Source organism: Nocardiopsis sp. NPDC057823 (genome assembly GCF_042797335.1).
Taxonomy (GTDB): domain Bacteria; phylum Actinomycetota; class Actinomycetes; order Streptosporangiales; family Streptosporangiaceae; genus Nocardiopsis; species Nocardiopsis changdeensis.
Genome location: NZ_JBHVLR010000011.1, coordinates 21,443 through 36,783, shown reverse-complemented (window position 1 = coordinate 36,783; position 15,341 = coordinate 21,443). Strand labels below are relative to the sequence as shown.

Genomic DNA, 15,341 nt, shown 5'->3' with positions numbered 1-15,341 from the left:
GGCCGGACCCCGTGCCCCCGTGCCGGGCCGGCCGTCGCGGCCGTCAGGCCCCGTCGCCGCCGATCCGGTCGGGGCCGGGGCCCTCCTGCCCGGAGTCCCTCCGCTGACCGTCGTCCTCGGCGGTGTTGAAGATCGTCACGCGGGTGCGCCGGACCAGTTCGCCGCGCACCGCGGTCCCGCTCTCGGAGCGGGGCGGGCGGGCCCGCCGGGCCACCGCCCGGCGCGCCGCCTCCAGTTCGTTGGCGAGGTGGAACACCTGCTCGCGCAGCTGCTCCGCCTCGTGCTCCAGTTCCAGGATCCGCTTGATCCCGGCCAGGTTGATGCCCTCCTCCTGCGACAGCCGCTGCACCTCGCGCAGCGTCTGCACGTCGCGCATGGAGTAGCGCCTACCGCGTCCGGAGGTCCGGCCCGGGGACACGATCCCCAGCCGGTCGTACTGCCGCAGCGTCTGCGGGTGCATGCCCGCCAGCTCGGCCGCCACGGATATCACGTAGACCGGCGCGTCCACGCCGAAGGAGTCGTTCATCGGTCTCACGCACCCTTCGCCCGCGCTTCGAGCCCGTCGCGCGGGTCGTGGTCGGACGTCGCCGCGCGGAACTTCTCCAGGGCCTCGCGGGCATCGCCGTTGAGGTTCTTGGGGACGGAGACCTCCAGGGTGACGATCATGTCGCCGGTGGTGCCGTCCTTGCGGGTGACGCCCTTGCCGCGCACCCGCAGCTTGTGGCCGTTCTGCGTGCCCGGCGGCACCTTGACCGTCACCGGGAAGCCGCCCAGGGTCGGGATGCGCACGTCGGCGCCGAGCACCGCCTCGGGGAACGTGACCGGAACGGTGATCGTGACGTTGTCGCCGCTCCTGCCGAACACCGGGTGCTCCTTCACGTGGACGACGACGTACAGGTCGCCGGCGGGCCCGCCGTTCTCACCCGGCGCGCCCTTGCCCTTGATGCGGATGCGCTGGCCGTCGGCCACACCGGCGGGGATGCGCGTCTGGATGGTGCGGGTGCTCTTGCCGCGCCCGCTGCCGTGGCAGGTGTCGCAGGGGTCGTCGACGACCAGGCCGCGCCCCTTGCACTCGCTGCACGGCTCCGACAGGGAGAAGCCGCCGAGGTTGGTGTTCTCGTGCCCGGTGCCCGAGCACTTGGGGCACATCCGCGGGGCGGTGCCCGCCTTGGCCCCGGTCCCCTTGCAGGTGGGACAGGGCGCCTCGCTGGCCAGCTGGAAGGAGCGGGTCACACCGTCCGCGGCCTCGCGGAAGGTCAGGGTGGCCTCGGTCTCGACGTCGGCGCCGCGCCTGCTGCGCGTGCCGGTGCCGCCCCGGCCCCGGCCGCCGAACAGGCCGCCGAAGAGGTCGCTGAGCCGCTCGCCGCCGGTGCCCCCGCTACCGGCGGTGCCGCCCTGGCCGAACAGGTCGCTCATGTCGAACCCGCCCGGACCGGTCCCGCCGCCGGGCCGGTACGAGCCGCCGAACAGGGACCGCGCGTCGTCGTACTCCTTGCGGCGCTTGTCGTCCGACAGGACGTTGTACGCCTCGGAGATCTCCTTGAAGCGGTCCTCCGCCTTGGGGTCGCCGGTGTTGGCGTCGGGGTGGTTCTCGCGCGCCAGCTTGCGGTAGGACGACTTGATCTCGTCCTTGGAGGCGGTCTTTGAGACTCCGAGGACCTTGTAGTAGTCCTTCTCCAGGTAGTCCTTGGTGCTCATCGACTGGGTGCCTTCTCCCGCTGCTCTGATCGCGTCCGATGTTTCCAGGTGGTCCCGGGCCGCCCGGGACCGGGGTCGGCTCTGCGGGCCACCCGTGGGTGGCCCGCAGAGCCGCGGGTCCGACCGCTACTCCTCGGCCCTGCCGCCGGAGTCCTCCGCGTCGCCGGCGGGCGCCTCGGCGGAGCCGGACTCCTCGGAGCCCTCCACCGGGTCGCCGACGACCACACGGGCCGGGCGCAGGATCCGCTCGCCCATCCGGTACCCCGGCTGGAAGACCTCCACCACCGTCTGCACCGAGATCCCGGGGACCGGGACCAGGGTCAGCGCCTCGTGGACGTTCGGGTCGAAGTCGTCGCCCTGCTCGGCGAACCGCTCCAGGCCCAGCTTGGCGACCGCGCCCTCCAGGGCCTCGCCCACCGCCTTGAACCCGCCGGTGAGCTCGTCGTGGTCGCGGGCCCGGCCGATGTCGTCGAGGATCGGCAGGAGTTCACCCAGGACCTGGGCGGTGGCGACCTCCCGGACGGCCACCCGGTCCCGCTCGACGCGCTTGCGGTAGTTGGAGTACTCCGCCTGCACGCGCTTGATGTCGTTGGTGAGCTCCACGACCCGCTCGTCGGCGTTGATCGCCTCGGACACCACCTGCTCGGGGGTGTCGGGGATCTCGATCCCCTCCACATCCTCGGCGTCGGCCCCGGCGTCGGCCCCGGCCTCCGGGGCCTCCTCGGGCTCCTCCGCCGCGGCCCCGCGCACCTCACCGGTCTCCGGGTCGATGCGGCGGTTGTCGCGGATCACCGGACCCCGGCGCTCCTCGCCGTCGCCCGCGCTGCCGTTCGCGTTGTCAGACTGCGCCATCTGGGACGCGCCCTCCTTCCTCTCGGCCGAAGCGGGTCAGGACCGGTCGCCCTTGTTGTCCTCGTCGACGATCTCGGCGTCGACGACGTCGGCGTCGTCCGCCGAGGCGTCGGAGGCGGAGTCGCCGGCGGCACCGTCGGCGCCCTGCTGCTGGCCCTGGCTGTAGATCGCCGAACCGATCTTCTGGCTGGCCAGCGCGACCTTCTCGCTCGCCGTGCGGATGGTGTCGACGTCCGACCCCTCCAGGGCGGTCTTCAGGTCGGCCAGCGCGGCCTCGGTCTCCGAGCGCACGTCCGCCGGGATCTTGTCCTCGTTGTCCTTGATGACCTTCTCGGTCTGGAACACGAGGGACTCGGCGTTGTTGCGGACCTCGGCGCTCTCGCGGCGCTTGCGGTCGTCCTCGGCGTACTGCTCGGCCTCGCGGACCATCTTGTCGATGTCGTCCTTGGACATCGCCGAACCGCCGGAGATGGTGACGGACTGCTCGCGGCCGGTGCCCAGGTCCTTGGCGGTGACGTTGACGATGCCGTTGGCGTCGATGTCGAAGGCCACCTCGATCTGCGGGACGCCGCGCGGCGCCGGGGGCAGACCGGTCAGGTCGAAGACGCCCAGCTTCTTGTTGTCGCGGGCCATCTCGCGCTCGCCCTGGTAGACCTGGATCTGCACGGACGGCTGGTTGTCGTCGGCCGTCGTGAAGATCTCGGAGCGCTTGGTCGGGATGGTCGTGTTGCGCTCGATGAGCTTGGTGAACACGCCGCCCTTGGTCTCGATGCCCAGGGACAGCGGGGTCACGTCCAGCAGCAGGACGTCCTTGACCTCGCCCTTGAGCACGCCGGCCTGGAGCGCGGCGCCGATGGCCACGACCTCGTCGGGGTTGACGCCCTTGTTGGGCTCCTTGCCGCCGGTCAGCTCCTTGACGAGCTCGACGATGGCGGGCATGCGGGTGGAGCCGCCGACCAGCACCACGTGCTCGATCTCGCTCAGGCTGATGCCCGCGTCCTTGATGACCTGCTGGAACGGGATCTTGGTCCGCTCGACCAGGTCGGCGGTCAGCCGCTGGAACTCGGCGCGGGTGAGCTTCTCGTCCAGGTGCAGCGGGCCCTCCGCCGAGGCGGTGATGTAGGGCAGGTTGATCTGCGTCTCGCTGGAGGAGGACAGCTCGATCTTGGCCTTCTCCGCGGCCTCGCGCAGGCGCTGGAGCGCCATCTTATCCTTGGAGAGGTCCACGCCGTTGGCGTTCTTGAACTTCTCGACCAGCCAGTCGACGATCGCCTGGTCCCAGTCGTCGCCGCCCAGGTGGTTGTCGCCGTTGGTGGCCTTGACCTCGACCACGCCGTCGCCGACCTCCAGCAGGGAGACGTCGAAGGTGCCGCCACCGAGGTCGTAGACGAGGATCGTGGCCTCGTCCTCCTTCTCCAGGTGGTAGGCGAGGGCGGCGGAGGTGGGCTCGTTGATGATGCGCAGGACGTTGAGGCCCGCGATGGTGCCGGCCTCCTTGGTGGCCTGGCGCTGGGAGTCGCTGAAGTAGGCGGGGACGGTGATGACGGCGTCGGTCACGTCCTCGCCGAGGTAGGCCTCGGCGTCGCGCTTGAGCTTCTGCAGGATGAAGGCGCTGATCTGCTGGGGGTTGAAGGTCTTGTCGTCGATCTTCACCGTCCAGTCGGTGCCGATGTGGCGCTTGACCGACCGGATGGTGCGGTCGACGTTGGTGACCGCCTGGCGCTTGGCGACCTCGCCGACGAGGACCTCACCGTTCTTGGCGAAGGCGACGACGGACGGGGTGGTGCGGGAGCCCTCGGCGTTGGTGATGACCGTGGGCTCACCGCCCTCCAGGACCGCGACACAGGAGTTCGTCGTACCGAGGTCGATTCCGACCGCACGTGCCATGTTGCTTCCTCCGTCAAAGTTGAGTCGTTCGGGCGTAAGTTTGCTTCGTCCGGCGAGGGTTGTCAAGTCAGTTGAGTCGAGGCGACTCAAGTTACTTTCTACGACCTGACAACGAGCGACCCTGCGGGGTTGTTCCCGACTCCGGCGGGTTTCACGAGGAAGATGACGGAACCCCGGGGGAACCCGGGGGGATCCTTGACCGTGACTCGGGGTCGACCCCGGGGAGAACCGGGGACGGGTCGGGGGTGGTGTGCGCACCACTCCCGATACGGGGGGCCGCGACCCGCGAAAGGGGTGCGCGCGGCCCCGACGGGACGGGGGCCGCGGCCGTAGCTTCGGGGCATGGACACAACGGCCCACCCGTCACCCTCCACCACCCTCAACGGACGCCTGCGGCGCGGTCCCGCCCACCCGTCGCCCACCGCCACCCTCAACGGACGCCTGGGGCACGGCTCTCCCGCCCCCCGCCCCTGGCCCGTGCGGCTCCTCGCCGACACCCGGCACACGCTCCTCGGCCTGCCCCTCGCCGTGGTCTCGTTCTCCCTGATCGTCACCGGCCTGGCCGCCGGGCTGGGCGCCGCGGTCGCCGGGGTGGGGCTGTTCATCCTGGTGGGCACCCTCTACGCGGCCCGCGGGATCGCCCACGTGGACCGGATCCGCCTCGCCGACCTCACCGGCGGTCCCGTCCTGCGCGCCCCCTACCGCGCCCCCGCCCCCGGCGCCGGACCGCTGCGCCGGGCACTGGCCCCGCTGGCCTGCGGGCGCAGCTGGCTGGAGGCGCTGCACGCGGTGGTGCGCTTCCCGGTCGCCCTGGTCGCCTTCGTCGTCACGGTCACCTGGTGGGCCGGCGCGCTGGCCGGCCTGCTCTACCCGCTCTGGGGGTGGTCGCTGTACACGATCCCCGGGTACACCGACCTGGGCTCGCAGCTGTCGATGGACCACCCGCTGGTCGCCACCGCCCTGCTGCACATGGCCGCGGGCGCGCTGTTCCTGCTCACCCTGCCCGCGGTGGTGCGCGCCTGCGCCTACGCCGACGCCTCCGTCGGCCGGGCGCTGCTGCTCCTGCCGGAGGACCCCCGGGTGCGCGTGTACACCGCCCCGGCGGACCGCGTCCCCGCCGGGATCTGACCGCCCGGCCCCGGCCCCGGCTCCGTGGCCGGGGCCCTCGCCGCCGCGAACGCGCTCCCCCCGCAGGGGTGGCCCGCCGCTCCGCGCCCGCCGGCCCCGGCCGGCGGGCGCCGTCGTGCGGGCCGGTGGGATGACCGATGCCGGGTGGTGCGGGGGAGCGGTGGAATGGGCGGACGCGGTGCGCACGGGGGCGCCGCGGGGCGCCGCCGCGGCGCGTGTCACGGGGTGAACAGGGTGGACCCGCGTGGTTTCGTTGCGGCAGGAGTCACTAGCGTTGCCCCTGCGCGGTCGGGGTTTCCCGCAGAGCCGGTGGCCGTCGCATGATTACCCGCTAGTAACATAGATTTCGACCGCCGGTGTGTGGCGCACCGGCCGACGCAGCAGGATGGGAGGCCACGGGCGATGCTGTACCTGACACTGGGCATCATCACCTCGGTCCTCGCCGTGGTCGCCTTCACCATGTTCGGTCTGGCAGTCCGCCAGATCGTGCGGACCGTGAACGTGGGCCGACCGGTGGAGGCCGAGCGCAAGGGGCCGTTCGGACAACGGCTCACGATGGCGATCATCGAGATCGTCGGCCACGGCAGGATGCTCAAGCGGCCGTGGGTGGGTGTGGCCCACTGGTTCGTGATGGTCTCCTTCCCCCTGCTGGTCTTCACGGTCATCGAGGCGCAGGGCGAGGTCTTCGACCCGCACTTCCACCTGCCGTTGATCTACGACTGGACGGTCTACGGCCTGGCCATCGAGCTGATCGCCGGGACCAGCCTCGTCGGCATCCTGGGCCTGACCGCGTACCGGGTGCTCAACCGCCCCGCGCGCAAGGGCCGCGACTCGCGGTTCATGCACTCCAAGCAGTGGACCGGCTACTACGTCGAGGCGTACATCATCGGCCTGCTCCTCGCGATCTTCGCGATCCGCGGGCTCAAGGCCGCCACGGACACCTTCCCGTTCCCGGTCTGGGCCACCCCGATCTCCCACGCGGTCGGCGCGGTCATGCCCGGCGAGGCGGCGGTCGCCGACCCCGCGATCGCCCTGATCGCGGCGTTCAAGCTGATCATCAGCTACGCGTTCTTCATGGTCCTGGCGCTCCAGCTCACCATGGGCGTGGGCTGGCACCGCTTCATCGCCCCGGTCAACATCTACTTCAAGCGCAACGCCGACGGCTCCCCGTCGCTGGGCGCCGCCAAGCAGATGATGAACAAGGACGGGAGCGCGCCCCTGGACTTCGAGGAGGCCGACCCCGACGAGGACCCGTTCGGCGCGGGCAAGATCGAGGACTTCACCTGGAAGGGCCTCCTCGACTTCACCACCTGCACCGAGTGCGGCCGCTGCCAGTCCCAGTGCCCCGCCTGGAACACCGGCAAGCCCCTCTCCCCGAAGAAGGTCATCCTCGACCTCCAGCGGCACGCCTACGAGAAGGCCCCGTACCTGCTCCAGGGCATCAACGCCGAGACCCTCGCGGAGAAGCCCGACGACAGCCACGCCGGCGTCGACGTCCTCGCCCTCCTGGAGAAGCCGCTGGTCGGCACTGAGGAGGAGGGTGGCGTCATCCACCCCGACGAGCTGTGGGCCTGCACCAACTGCGGCGCCTGCGTCGAGCAGTGCCCGGTGGACATCGAGCACATCGACCACATCCTCGACATGCGCCGCTACCAGGTCATGGTCGAGTCCAACTTCCCGTCCGAGGCCAACACCCTCCTGAAGAACCTGGAGAACAAGGCCAACCCGTGGGGCATGTCCGAGGACAAGCGCATGGACTGGATCGAGGAGCTGGCCTCCCAGGAGAACCCGGTCGAGGTGCAGGTCGTCGACGACAAGCTCGACGCGGACACCGAGTACCTGTTCTGGGTCGGCTGCGCCGGCGCCCTGGAGGACCGGGCCAAGAAGACCACCAAGGCCATCGCCGAGCTGCTGGACATCGCGGGCGTCAAGTTCGCCGTCCTGGGCGGCATGGAGGCGTGCACCGGCGACCCGGCGCGTCGTCTCGGCATGGAGTACGTCTTCCAGATGCTGGCCCAGCAGAACGTCGAGACCCTCAACGAGGCCGGCGTCACCAAGATCGTGGCCAGCTGCCCGCACTGCTTCAACACCCTCGCCAACGAGTACCCGCAGCTCGGCGGCACCTACGAGGTCGTCCACCACAGCCAGCTGCTGGCCAAGCTGGTGGACGAGGGCAGGCTGACCCCGGTCGAGTCCATCGACGAGAACATCACCTACCACGACCCGTGCTTCCTGGGCCGCCACAACAAGGTGTACACGCCGCCGCGCGACATCATGGCGAAGGTGCCGGGCGTCAAGACGCAGGAGATGCACCGCCACAAGGAGCGGGGCTTCTGCTGCGGCGCCGGCGGCGCCCGCATGTGGATGGAGGAGCGGATCGGCAAGCGCATCAACACCGAGCGGGTGGACGAGGCGCTGACCACCAACCCCGACACCGTGTCCACCGCGTGCCCGTTCTGCCAGGTCATGCTGGGTGACGCGATCAACGAGAAGAAGTCGCAGGGCGAGGCGAAGGAGACCCTCGAGGTCGTCGACGTCTCCCAGCTGCTGCTGCGCTCGATCAAGGGCGGCAAGCCGCAGGAGGCCGAGCCCGCCGACGCCTAGGAGTCGGCCGGACCCGGCAGGGGGCGCTCACCGAGGGGTGGGCGCCCCCCGCGTCTTCTCCGAGCGGAGCAGCAGCAGGGCCAGCACCGCGATCCAGGCGAACCCGACCAGCAGGGACGCCCGCTGGTAGAGCCCGCCCACGGCGACCAGGCCGGGGTTCTGCTGGAAGCCGGCGCTCGCCCACAGGAAGCAGGCGAAGAAGGCGGCCGCGGTGAGCACCGAGTACCCGGCGACCACCCAGCGCCGGTCGGCCAGGGACCGCAGGGCGTAGAGCACGCAGGCCAGCGGCAGCCCGAAGAAGAACAGCGCGGACGCCGCGTCGTGCAGGACGCCCAGCGGTGTGTAGACCAGCTCGTGGGGGGTGCCCGGCGGGTAGCCGCTGACGGGGTCGGTGCGGAACAGCCCGGCGCCGACCAGGCCGGCGCCGCACAGGCCCAGCAGCCACGGGACGGGCCCGGTGCGGCCGGCGCGGCCGAGTTCGCGCCCGGCGCCGACCGCGAAGGCCGTGAGCAGCGCGCCGGTGAGCAGGAAGTTCAGTACCTGGACCCCGCCCGCCCCGTTGAGCGCCAGCGAGCTGACCGGGTGCCGGGCCAGGGAGTATTCGGGCCGCAGCAGACCCGCCAGGGTGGACACCCCGAGGAAGAGGGGGCCTGCGGCGACCCCGCACCACAGGAGCCCGCGGTTGGGTGACATGGACATCCTTCGTCGTCGTGGACAAGGGGACCACAGTAGGCTCGGCCCCGCCGGTCCGGAAAGTCCGGTCGCGGCCCTTTCCGGGTGGAGCCGGCCGCCGGTCGTCAGAGGAGATGCCGCGGGGCGGCCGTCGGTTGGGGGACCTTCGCCGGGAGCGGGGGCCGGACGGGAACTCCAAATAACGGACCGTTTACGGGACGGGCGGCCGCAGGCCCGTATATGCGGAACTGCGGAAAGGCCGAAAATCACGTCCCGGACACCCGGCGCGGCGGGGTTTGGCGGGTCAGGACCGGGTTTCCGGTTATTCCTCCCGCGCGCGTCGGGCGGGGAAATCACCCATCGGATATGACTTCCTGGGAAAAGATCACGGGGAACCCCGAAAGGGCGGAGTTCGCGCCCCACGCCCCGTGTTTTTCGTGTAGAACTCTTACCAGCACCCCCGACCGGGCGCCCGGCGCCCACCCGGGGTGTTGCCGCCCGTACGCGGTGAGGAAGGGGCGCGTGCGGGCGGCACCCCGTGCCCGGGACCCGTGACATCTGTCATCGTCGGCCCCGGTGGATTCCCACACGCGATCGGTGACAACGGCGTCTGTGGCCCCGGCCCCGGTTCCGGGAGTCTGGAGCCATGACGACGACGAGCACCGAATCCCTCTCCGACCGCACCGCCCCCGACGGCCCGGCGGTGGTCGTCCGCGACCTGCACCAGCACTACGGCGACTTCGAGGCGGTCAAGGGCATCTCCTTCGAGATCCGCCCCGGCGAGCTGTTCGCCCTGCTGGGCACCAACGGCGCCGGCAAGACCACCACCATCGAGACGCTGGAGGGCTTCCGGCGCCCCAGCTCCGGAACCCTGCGGGTGTTCGGCACCGACCCCTACGGCCAGCCCACCGCCCTGCGCGGCCGCACCGGCGCCGTCCTCCAGGGCAACGGCCTGATGGAGGACCTCACGGTCCGGGAGTCCCTCGTCCTCGCCCACGATTTGGTCTCCGACCCCCGCGACGCCGACGAGCTGCTGGAGCTGGTCGCCCTCACCGACAAGGCCCGCATCCCGGTCCGCCAGCTCTCCGGCGGGCAGAAGCGCCGCCTCATCCTCGCCCAGGCCCTGGTCGCCCGGCCCGAGGTGCTCTACCTCGACGAGCCCACCACCGGCATGGACCCCGAGGCCCGGCACACCACCTGGCGGATCATCTCCGAGCTCAAGCGGCAGGGGGTCGCGGTCCTGCTCACCACCCACTACCTGGAGGAGGCCGAGCGCCTGGCCGACCGGCTCGCCATCATGCACCGCGGCGAGATCCGGGTCGAGGGCACCCTGGAGGACGTCCTCGCCTCCTGGGGCGACCGGGTCACCTTCCGGGTGCCGGAGGAGGTCGGCACCGACGACCTGCCCGAGCCGTCCGGGGCCGAGGCCGCGGTGCGGACCCGCGACGGGCGGCTGTGGGCCACCTACACCGTCAGCGGCGCCGACGTCGAATCGCGGGCGCACCGGGTGGTCTCCGAGCTCGTCGCCTGGGCCGCCGAGCGCGGCGTGGTCCTGCGCAACCTCCAGGTGCGCGGCGCCTCCCTGGAGGACGTCTTCCTCCAGGTCGCCGGCGCCACCGGCCTCGCCGAGCAGTAACCCTTCCCCCGCCGACCTTCCGCACCCGGAGCGCATCCCATGACCCTCACCGCCGAACCCGCCACCGCCGTCCGCCCGCCCGCCATGAGCCCGGTACGCCAGACGCTGCGCCTGGCCCGCACCGAGTTCACCCTCTTCGTCCGCTACAAGACCGCCTGGATGTTCCTGGGCCTGGCGGTGTTCATGTTCCTCGTCCCGATGAACCTGCCCGACGACCCCGTCATGGGCGACATCGGCAGCGCCGACCTCGCCATGATCGCCGCGATGGGCAGCATCGGCCTGATCATCGGCATCGGCCACCCCTCGAACGTGTTCACCGCCCGCCGCGAGTCGCTCGTCCTCAAGCAGCTGCGGGTCAACGGGGTCACCCAGGGCGCGCTGTTCGGGGCGGTGGTGCTGCTGGTGGTCCTCATGTCCCTGGCCATCGCCGTGCTGGGCGCCGCCCTGATCTACGCCAACTCCGGCTCGCTGCCGCAGGACCCGGTCATGCTGGTGCTCGCCATCACGCTCAGCGCCGTCTCCATGAGCTTCCTGGGCCTGTGCGTCACCCCGCTGGCGCGCACCGCCGAGTCCGCCCAGATGGCCTCGATGGTGCCGATGATGTTCCTGCTCTTCGCGGGCGGCAACATCCTTCCGACCAGCATGTTCCCGGACCCGCTCGTCGAGGTGCTGGGCTTCCTGCCCTCCACCGCCGCGGGCCAGCTCGCCCAGGCCTCCTACACCGGCTACGACGTCTTCTCGGGCTACGCGTCCGCCGCCCCGGCCGGGTTCGGGGAGCTGTGGGCCGCGGCCGTGCCCGCCGTCGGCCTGCTGCTGCTGTGGACGCTCCTGTTCGCCGTGCTGGCCTTCCGCACCTTCCGCTGGGACCCCCGTCAGGCATGACGCCCCGGCACCCGGCCCGGTACCGCCCGCCCCGTCCGGGGCGGGCGTTCCCATGGGGGAGACTCGAACGGTGAACCAGGAGACCGCGTCCCCGAGCGCCGCGCAGCGGCGCCACCTGCGGACGGCCCGCCGGATGACCACCTACACGGTGTTCGTGACGCCCGTGATCGTGGTCCTGTGGCCCGTGATCGAGTTCGTCCAGACGCGCATGCACGGCAACCCCGGCTGGCCGGAGGCCGTGTCCCTGGTCCTGCTCACCGGCTCCTCCGTGTGCATGGGACCCCTCCTGGTCGACCGGATGCGCGGGGAGGCGGCCCCGGACACGCGCCTGTACGTCGCTTCGGTGCTCCTGGCCTGGTCGGGGGCGCTGTTCCTGCGGGTCGAGGTGTACATGGTCTCCGCCCTGGGCGCGTGGCTGTCGGTCATGCTGCACCTGCACCGCGACGGGCGCCGGTCCGCCCTGCTGGGACTGCTGACCGCCCTGGTCCCGTGGATCGCCTGGCCGTTCCTGTACCCGAACTCCCACGCCGGGGTGTTCGCGGTCTTCTGGGCGGGCGGGGTCCTCATGTGGGCCCTCTTCTACCTGGGCTGCACCGTCTCCTTCCGGCTCTGGGACATCGTGCGCGACGCCTTCGCGGCCCAGGAGGCCAAGGCCCGGCTGGCGGTGGCCGAGGAGCGGCTGCGGTTCACCCGCGACCTCCAGGACCTGCTGGGGCAGGACCTGAGCGTGCTGGCGACCCGGGCCGCGCGGGCGGAGCGGAACGTGTCCCGGGCCCCGGAGGAGGCCCGCGCCGAGGCGGCCGAGGTGCACGCGCTGGCCCGCGACGCGCTGCGCCGGGTCCGCGCCGCGGTCAGCGGCTACCGGGAGCTGGACCTGGCCGAGGAGGTGCGCTCGGTGACGGCGGCCCTGGAGGCCGACGGGACCCGGACCACCGTGACGGGGCTGGGCGGCCTGGACCCCTCCCCGGCGGAGGCGTCCCTGGCGGCCTGGGTGGTGCGCGAGGTCGGCACCGACGTGCTCCGGCGCAGCGGCGCCACCCGCTGCCGCATCGCCTTCTCCCGGGACCCCGGCACCGGGCGGGCGGTGGTGGAGGTCTCCGACGACCGGGCCCGCCGGGGAGGGGAGACCGGACCCGCCGGTGTGACGGACGGGCTGGCCGACCGGGTGGGCCGGGAGGGCGGCACCCTGGCGGCGGTGCGCACGGAGGACGGCGGCCACCTCCTGCGCGTCCACCTGCCCGCCGGCGCGACCCCCTCTTCCGAAGCCGAGGAGAACCGTTGACCTCCCCCCGCGAACGCGAGGGCGCGCCGGCGCCCTCCGAGGACCGGCACGACCGCACGATGCGCTTCGCCCGCCTGATCATCATGGTCACGATGGGCATGGTGGCGATGATGCTCGGCGGCATCCCGCTCTTCGAGGTCGTCTTCTCCGGGCCGTCGGACGACCCGTGGCGGCCGCTGGCCGCCCTGGGCACGTCGCTCCCCCTGACCGTGCTGGTCCTGCTGCTGATGCGGGACCGGATCGACGGCCGCAGGGTCCCCGACCCCCTCCTCTACTGGGGGTCGCTCGCCCTGCTCGCCGCCACCTCCGTCCTGCTCCGGGACGCGATGCTGACGATGGGCCTGTACGCCTCCTGGTGGTCCGTGGGTGTGTTCGCGGCCCCGCGCCGCTGGGGGGTCCCCGTCACGCTGGTGCTGCTGGCGGCCCCGTGGGCGATCTACCTCACCGAGAGGCCGGACCTCCCCTTCGCCTCCCACCTGCTCTTCTGGGCCGGGGCCATCCTGTGGGCGCTGCTGATGGCCTCCGGCTCCATGGCCACCATCTGGCTGTGGGACATCACCCGGCAGGCGGTGGAGGGGCAGTCCGCCCGGGCCCGGCTGGCGGTCACCGAGGAACGGCTGCGGTTCGCCCGCGACATGCACGATCTGCTCGGGCACAGCCTGTCGGCGCTGGCGGTCAAGGCCGAGCTGGCCGGGCGGCTCGTCGACCGGGCCCCCGAACGCGCGGAGAAGGAGCTGCGCGAGGTCCACGGCCTCGCCCAGGAGGCGCTGGGCCAGGTGCGCGCGGCGGTCGACGGGTACCGGGAGCCGGACCTGGCCGAGGAGGTCGCCTCGGTGCGCGGTGTCCTGGAGACGGCCGGGGTCCGGGTGGAGGTCACCGGACTGGAGGACCTGGAATGCGCGGAGGTCCCCGCCGGAGCGACCGCGCCGATCGCGTGGGCGGTGCGCGAGGGCGGCACCAACGTGCTGCGGCACAGCGACGCCACTCGCTGCCGGATCGACTTCTCCCTGGTCGGCGGGGAGGGCGGCCGGGCCCTGGTGGTGGAGATGTCCAATGACGGGGCCCGCGACGGCGACGGCGGCAGGGGCAACGGCCTGAGCGGGCTGTCCGAGCGGCTGTCGGCGGCGGGCGGCGGGCTCACGGCGGCGCGCACGCGCGAGGGCGGGTTCCTGCTGCGCGCCGTACTGCCCCTCTGACCTCAGCGGGCCCGGGCCGGGCCCTCGGGGGCGGGGGCCAGCCCCAGCACCCGGTCCAGCTCCTCCCGGGCCAGGCGGCGGTCGGCGTGGGCGGCGGCGGCGAGCACCTCCGCGTACAGCTCGATCTCGTCGAGCGCGACGTGGTCGTGCAGCGGAGCGGGCCGGTGCGGTTCGGATGCCACACGCGTTCACCCCCCGGGGGGTACAGAGGTGTCCTGGACGGGCGCAGGCCCCCTGGGGAGCGGACGGTGGAGGGCACGGGAACCCGTCCGGAGGACCCGGACCCAGGGTACGCGGCCCCCTCCGGGACCCGCATGACCCGGGAGGACCAGTGCCGGGACCACCCGGTCCGACCAGGAGGACGGGACCCTCCGGTCCACCCGTCACTCTTCTCCCACCACCCGCTCACTTTTCGCATTCGTGTGATCGTGCTGTGAAGGCCCCGGGAGATCGTGGGGTGACCGCAAAGGGCATACGGGAGGAGAAACACCATGGCCCAGAACAAGGGAACCCCGCGCAAGGTACTGATCGGAGCCGCCATCGCGGTGCTCGCCGCGAGCGCCGCCATCGCCGTCCTCGACCCGTTCCCGGGCGCCCAGCTGGGCGCCGGGCTGGTCGGGGCCGTCGCCCTCGTCGCCTTCGCCGTGCTGTCGGTCGGCGGCCGCAACTCCGTCAAGGCCTGACCCGAACGAAACCGTCCGGCCCGTCCTCCCCGCCCCGGGGGACGGGCCCTTTCGCGTCCCCGCCGCCGCGGCCGCCCTCACACGCCGCGCGTTCCTGTGATGGCGGCGCGACCCGCGGCCGTGAACCTCGGCTCAGATGTCTCGGCGCACGGGAGAGGAACGGCGATGAACGCACACGAGGCGAAGACCGTCCGCATCGGCCTGCACCTGGGCGGAGCACTGCTGGCCCGGCGCATCCGCGCGGTGCTGGCGGGGCGCGACTGGTCGGTGACCGAGCTCGGCGCCGCACCCGGCCCCGGGGAGCTGGAAGGCCTGGACGTCCTGCTGCTGCGCAGCGGCGCGATCGCCGGGCTGCCCGGCCGCCGCGAGCACCCCGGCCCGGCCTGCGTCGTCTTACTGGAGGGCGAGTCCGACCCGCGCTTCGTCGAGGTGGCCCGCTGGGGCGCCCACGCCATCGTGGACCGGGACGACCTGGACGGCAACATCACCCACGCCATCGAACAGGCCCTGGCCGGGGCGGTGTGGATCTCGCCGACCTTCGCCGGCCGGTGGATGGAGCTGATGCCGCCGATCCTGAGAGCCGACCTCGGCGCGGCCGAGCCCCTGTTCGGGGAGAGCCTGACCCGGCGCGAGCAGGAGGTGCTGGACCTGCTCACCCAGGGCCTGTCCAACTCGCAGATCGCCGACCGGCTCATCCTCAGCACCGGGGCGATCAAGTTCCACGTCTCCAACCTGCTGCGCAAGTTCGGCTGCGACCGCCGCTCCCAGCTCATCGCCCGGCACGGCGCGGGCGCCGGGCGTGTCCGGACCGCGGTCTGAAC

Annotated in this window: 14 protein-coding genes; 8 read left to right on the top strand and 6 right to left on the bottom strand. The window is 72.2% G+C overall.

The window, feature by feature from the left end; all coding sequences use genetic code 11:
• Positions 1–43: 43 nt before the first annotated feature.
• From ACFVNO_RS18535 to dnaK, 4 genes are all read right to left on the bottom strand, one after another.
• Complete coding sequence (locus ACFVNO_RS18535) at positions 44–526, bottom strand: heat shock protein transcriptional repressor HspR (RefSeq protein WP_220564377.1); 483 nt, start codon at positions 524–526, stop codon at positions 44–46.
• 5 nt (positions 527–531) lie between these two features.
• Positions 532–1,698, bottom strand: a complete 1,167-nt coding sequence (dnaJ, locus tag ACFVNO_RS18530; RefSeq protein WP_378894017.1) for a molecular chaperone DnaJ — start codon at positions 1,696–1,698, stop codon at positions 532–534.
• Positions 1,699–1,824: 126 nt separating this feature from the next.
• Positions 1,825–2,550, bottom strand: coding sequence for a nucleotide exchange factor GrpE (grpE, locus tag ACFVNO_RS18525; protein WP_378894015.1), 726 nt, complete (start codon positions 2,548–2,550; stop codon positions 1,825–1,827).
• Positions 2,551–2,586: 36 nt separating this feature from the next.
• Positions 2,587–4,437, bottom strand: coding sequence for a molecular chaperone DnaK (dnaK, locus tag ACFVNO_RS18520; RefSeq protein ID WP_378894012.1), 1,851 nt, complete (start codon positions 4,435–4,437; stop codon positions 2,587–2,589).
• A 342-nt stretch (positions 4,438–4,779) separates the two neighbouring features.
• Between dnaK and ACFVNO_RS18515 the strand changes: the two genes are divergently transcribed.
• The gene (locus ACFVNO_RS18515) at positions 4,780–5,565 is read left to right on the top strand and encodes a sensor domain-containing protein (protein ID WP_378894009.1); all 786 of its coding nucleotides are present in this window, start codon (positions 4,780–4,782) and stop codon (positions 5,563–5,565) included.
• 402 nt (positions 5,566–5,967) lie between these two features.
• Entirely contained in the window at positions 5,968–8,169 is a 2,202-nt protein-coding gene (locus ACFVNO_RS18510) for a (Fe-S)-binding protein (protein ID WP_378894006.1), read from the top strand.
• 27 nt (positions 8,170–8,196) lie between these two features.
• Here ACFVNO_RS18510 and ACFVNO_RS18505 read toward each other — a convergent pair whose 3' ends face one another.
• Positions 8,197–8,862: a DUF998 domain-containing protein gene (locus ACFVNO_RS18505; RefSeq protein ID WP_355257536.1), complete on the bottom strand. Its 666-nt coding sequence runs from the start codon at positions 8,860–8,862 to the stop codon at positions 8,197–8,199.
• Between the two features lie 625 nt (positions 8,863–9,487).
• Here ACFVNO_RS18505 and ACFVNO_RS18500 point away from each other — a divergent pair.
• From ACFVNO_RS18500 to ACFVNO_RS18485, 4 genes are all read left to right on the top strand, one after another.
• The gene (locus ACFVNO_RS18500; protein ID WP_378894002.1) at positions 9,488–10,477 is read left to right on the top strand and encodes an ABC transporter ATP-binding protein; all 990 of its coding nucleotides are present in this window, start codon (positions 9,488–9,490) and stop codon (positions 10,475–10,477) included.
• A 39-nt stretch (positions 10,478–10,516) separates the two neighbouring features.
• On the top strand, positions 10,517–11,359 hold the full coding sequence (locus tag ACFVNO_RS18495) for an ABC transporter permease (protein ID WP_220564385.1): 843 nt from the start codon (positions 10,517–10,519) through the stop codon (positions 11,357–11,359).
• Between the two features lie 70 nt (positions 11,360–11,429).
• Positions 11,430–12,641, top strand: a complete 1,212-nt coding sequence (locus ACFVNO_RS18490) for a histidine kinase (protein WP_355257529.1) — start codon at positions 11,430–11,432, stop codon at positions 12,639–12,641.
• Positions 12,638–13,837 (top strand): sensor histidine kinase, encoded by a 1,200-nt coding sequence (locus ACFVNO_RS18485; RefSeq protein WP_378893997.1) that lies wholly within the window; start codon positions 12,638–12,640, stop codon positions 13,835–13,837. Before ACFVNO_RS18490 ends, ACFVNO_RS18485 begins: the two co-directional genes overlap by 4 nt.
• A 2-nt stretch (positions 13,838–13,839) precedes the next feature.
• Here ACFVNO_RS18485 and ACFVNO_RS18480 read toward each other — a convergent pair whose 3' ends face one another.
• A complete protein-coding gene (locus tag ACFVNO_RS18480; protein ID WP_355257523.1) occupies positions 13,840–14,019 on the bottom strand; it encodes a hypothetical protein in 180 nt (59 codons plus the stop codon).
• Between the two features lie 309 nt (positions 14,020–14,328).
• Between ACFVNO_RS18480 and ACFVNO_RS18475 the strand changes: the two genes are divergently transcribed.
• Together ACFVNO_RS18475 and ACFVNO_RS18470 are read left to right on the top strand one after the other, a co-directional pair.
• Positions 14,329–14,520 (top strand): hypothetical protein, encoded by a 192-nt coding sequence (locus ACFVNO_RS18475; protein ID WP_378893994.1) that lies wholly within the window; start codon positions 14,329–14,331, stop codon positions 14,518–14,520.
• Between the two features lie 165 nt (positions 14,521–14,685).
• Positions 14,686–15,339 carry a response regulator transcription factor gene (locus ACFVNO_RS18470; RefSeq protein ID WP_355257520.1) on the top strand — a complete coding sequence of 218 codons (654 nt, stop codon included), beginning with the start codon at positions 14,686–14,688 and terminating at the stop codon, positions 15,337–15,339.
• Positions 15,340–15,341 lie beyond the last annotated feature (2 nt).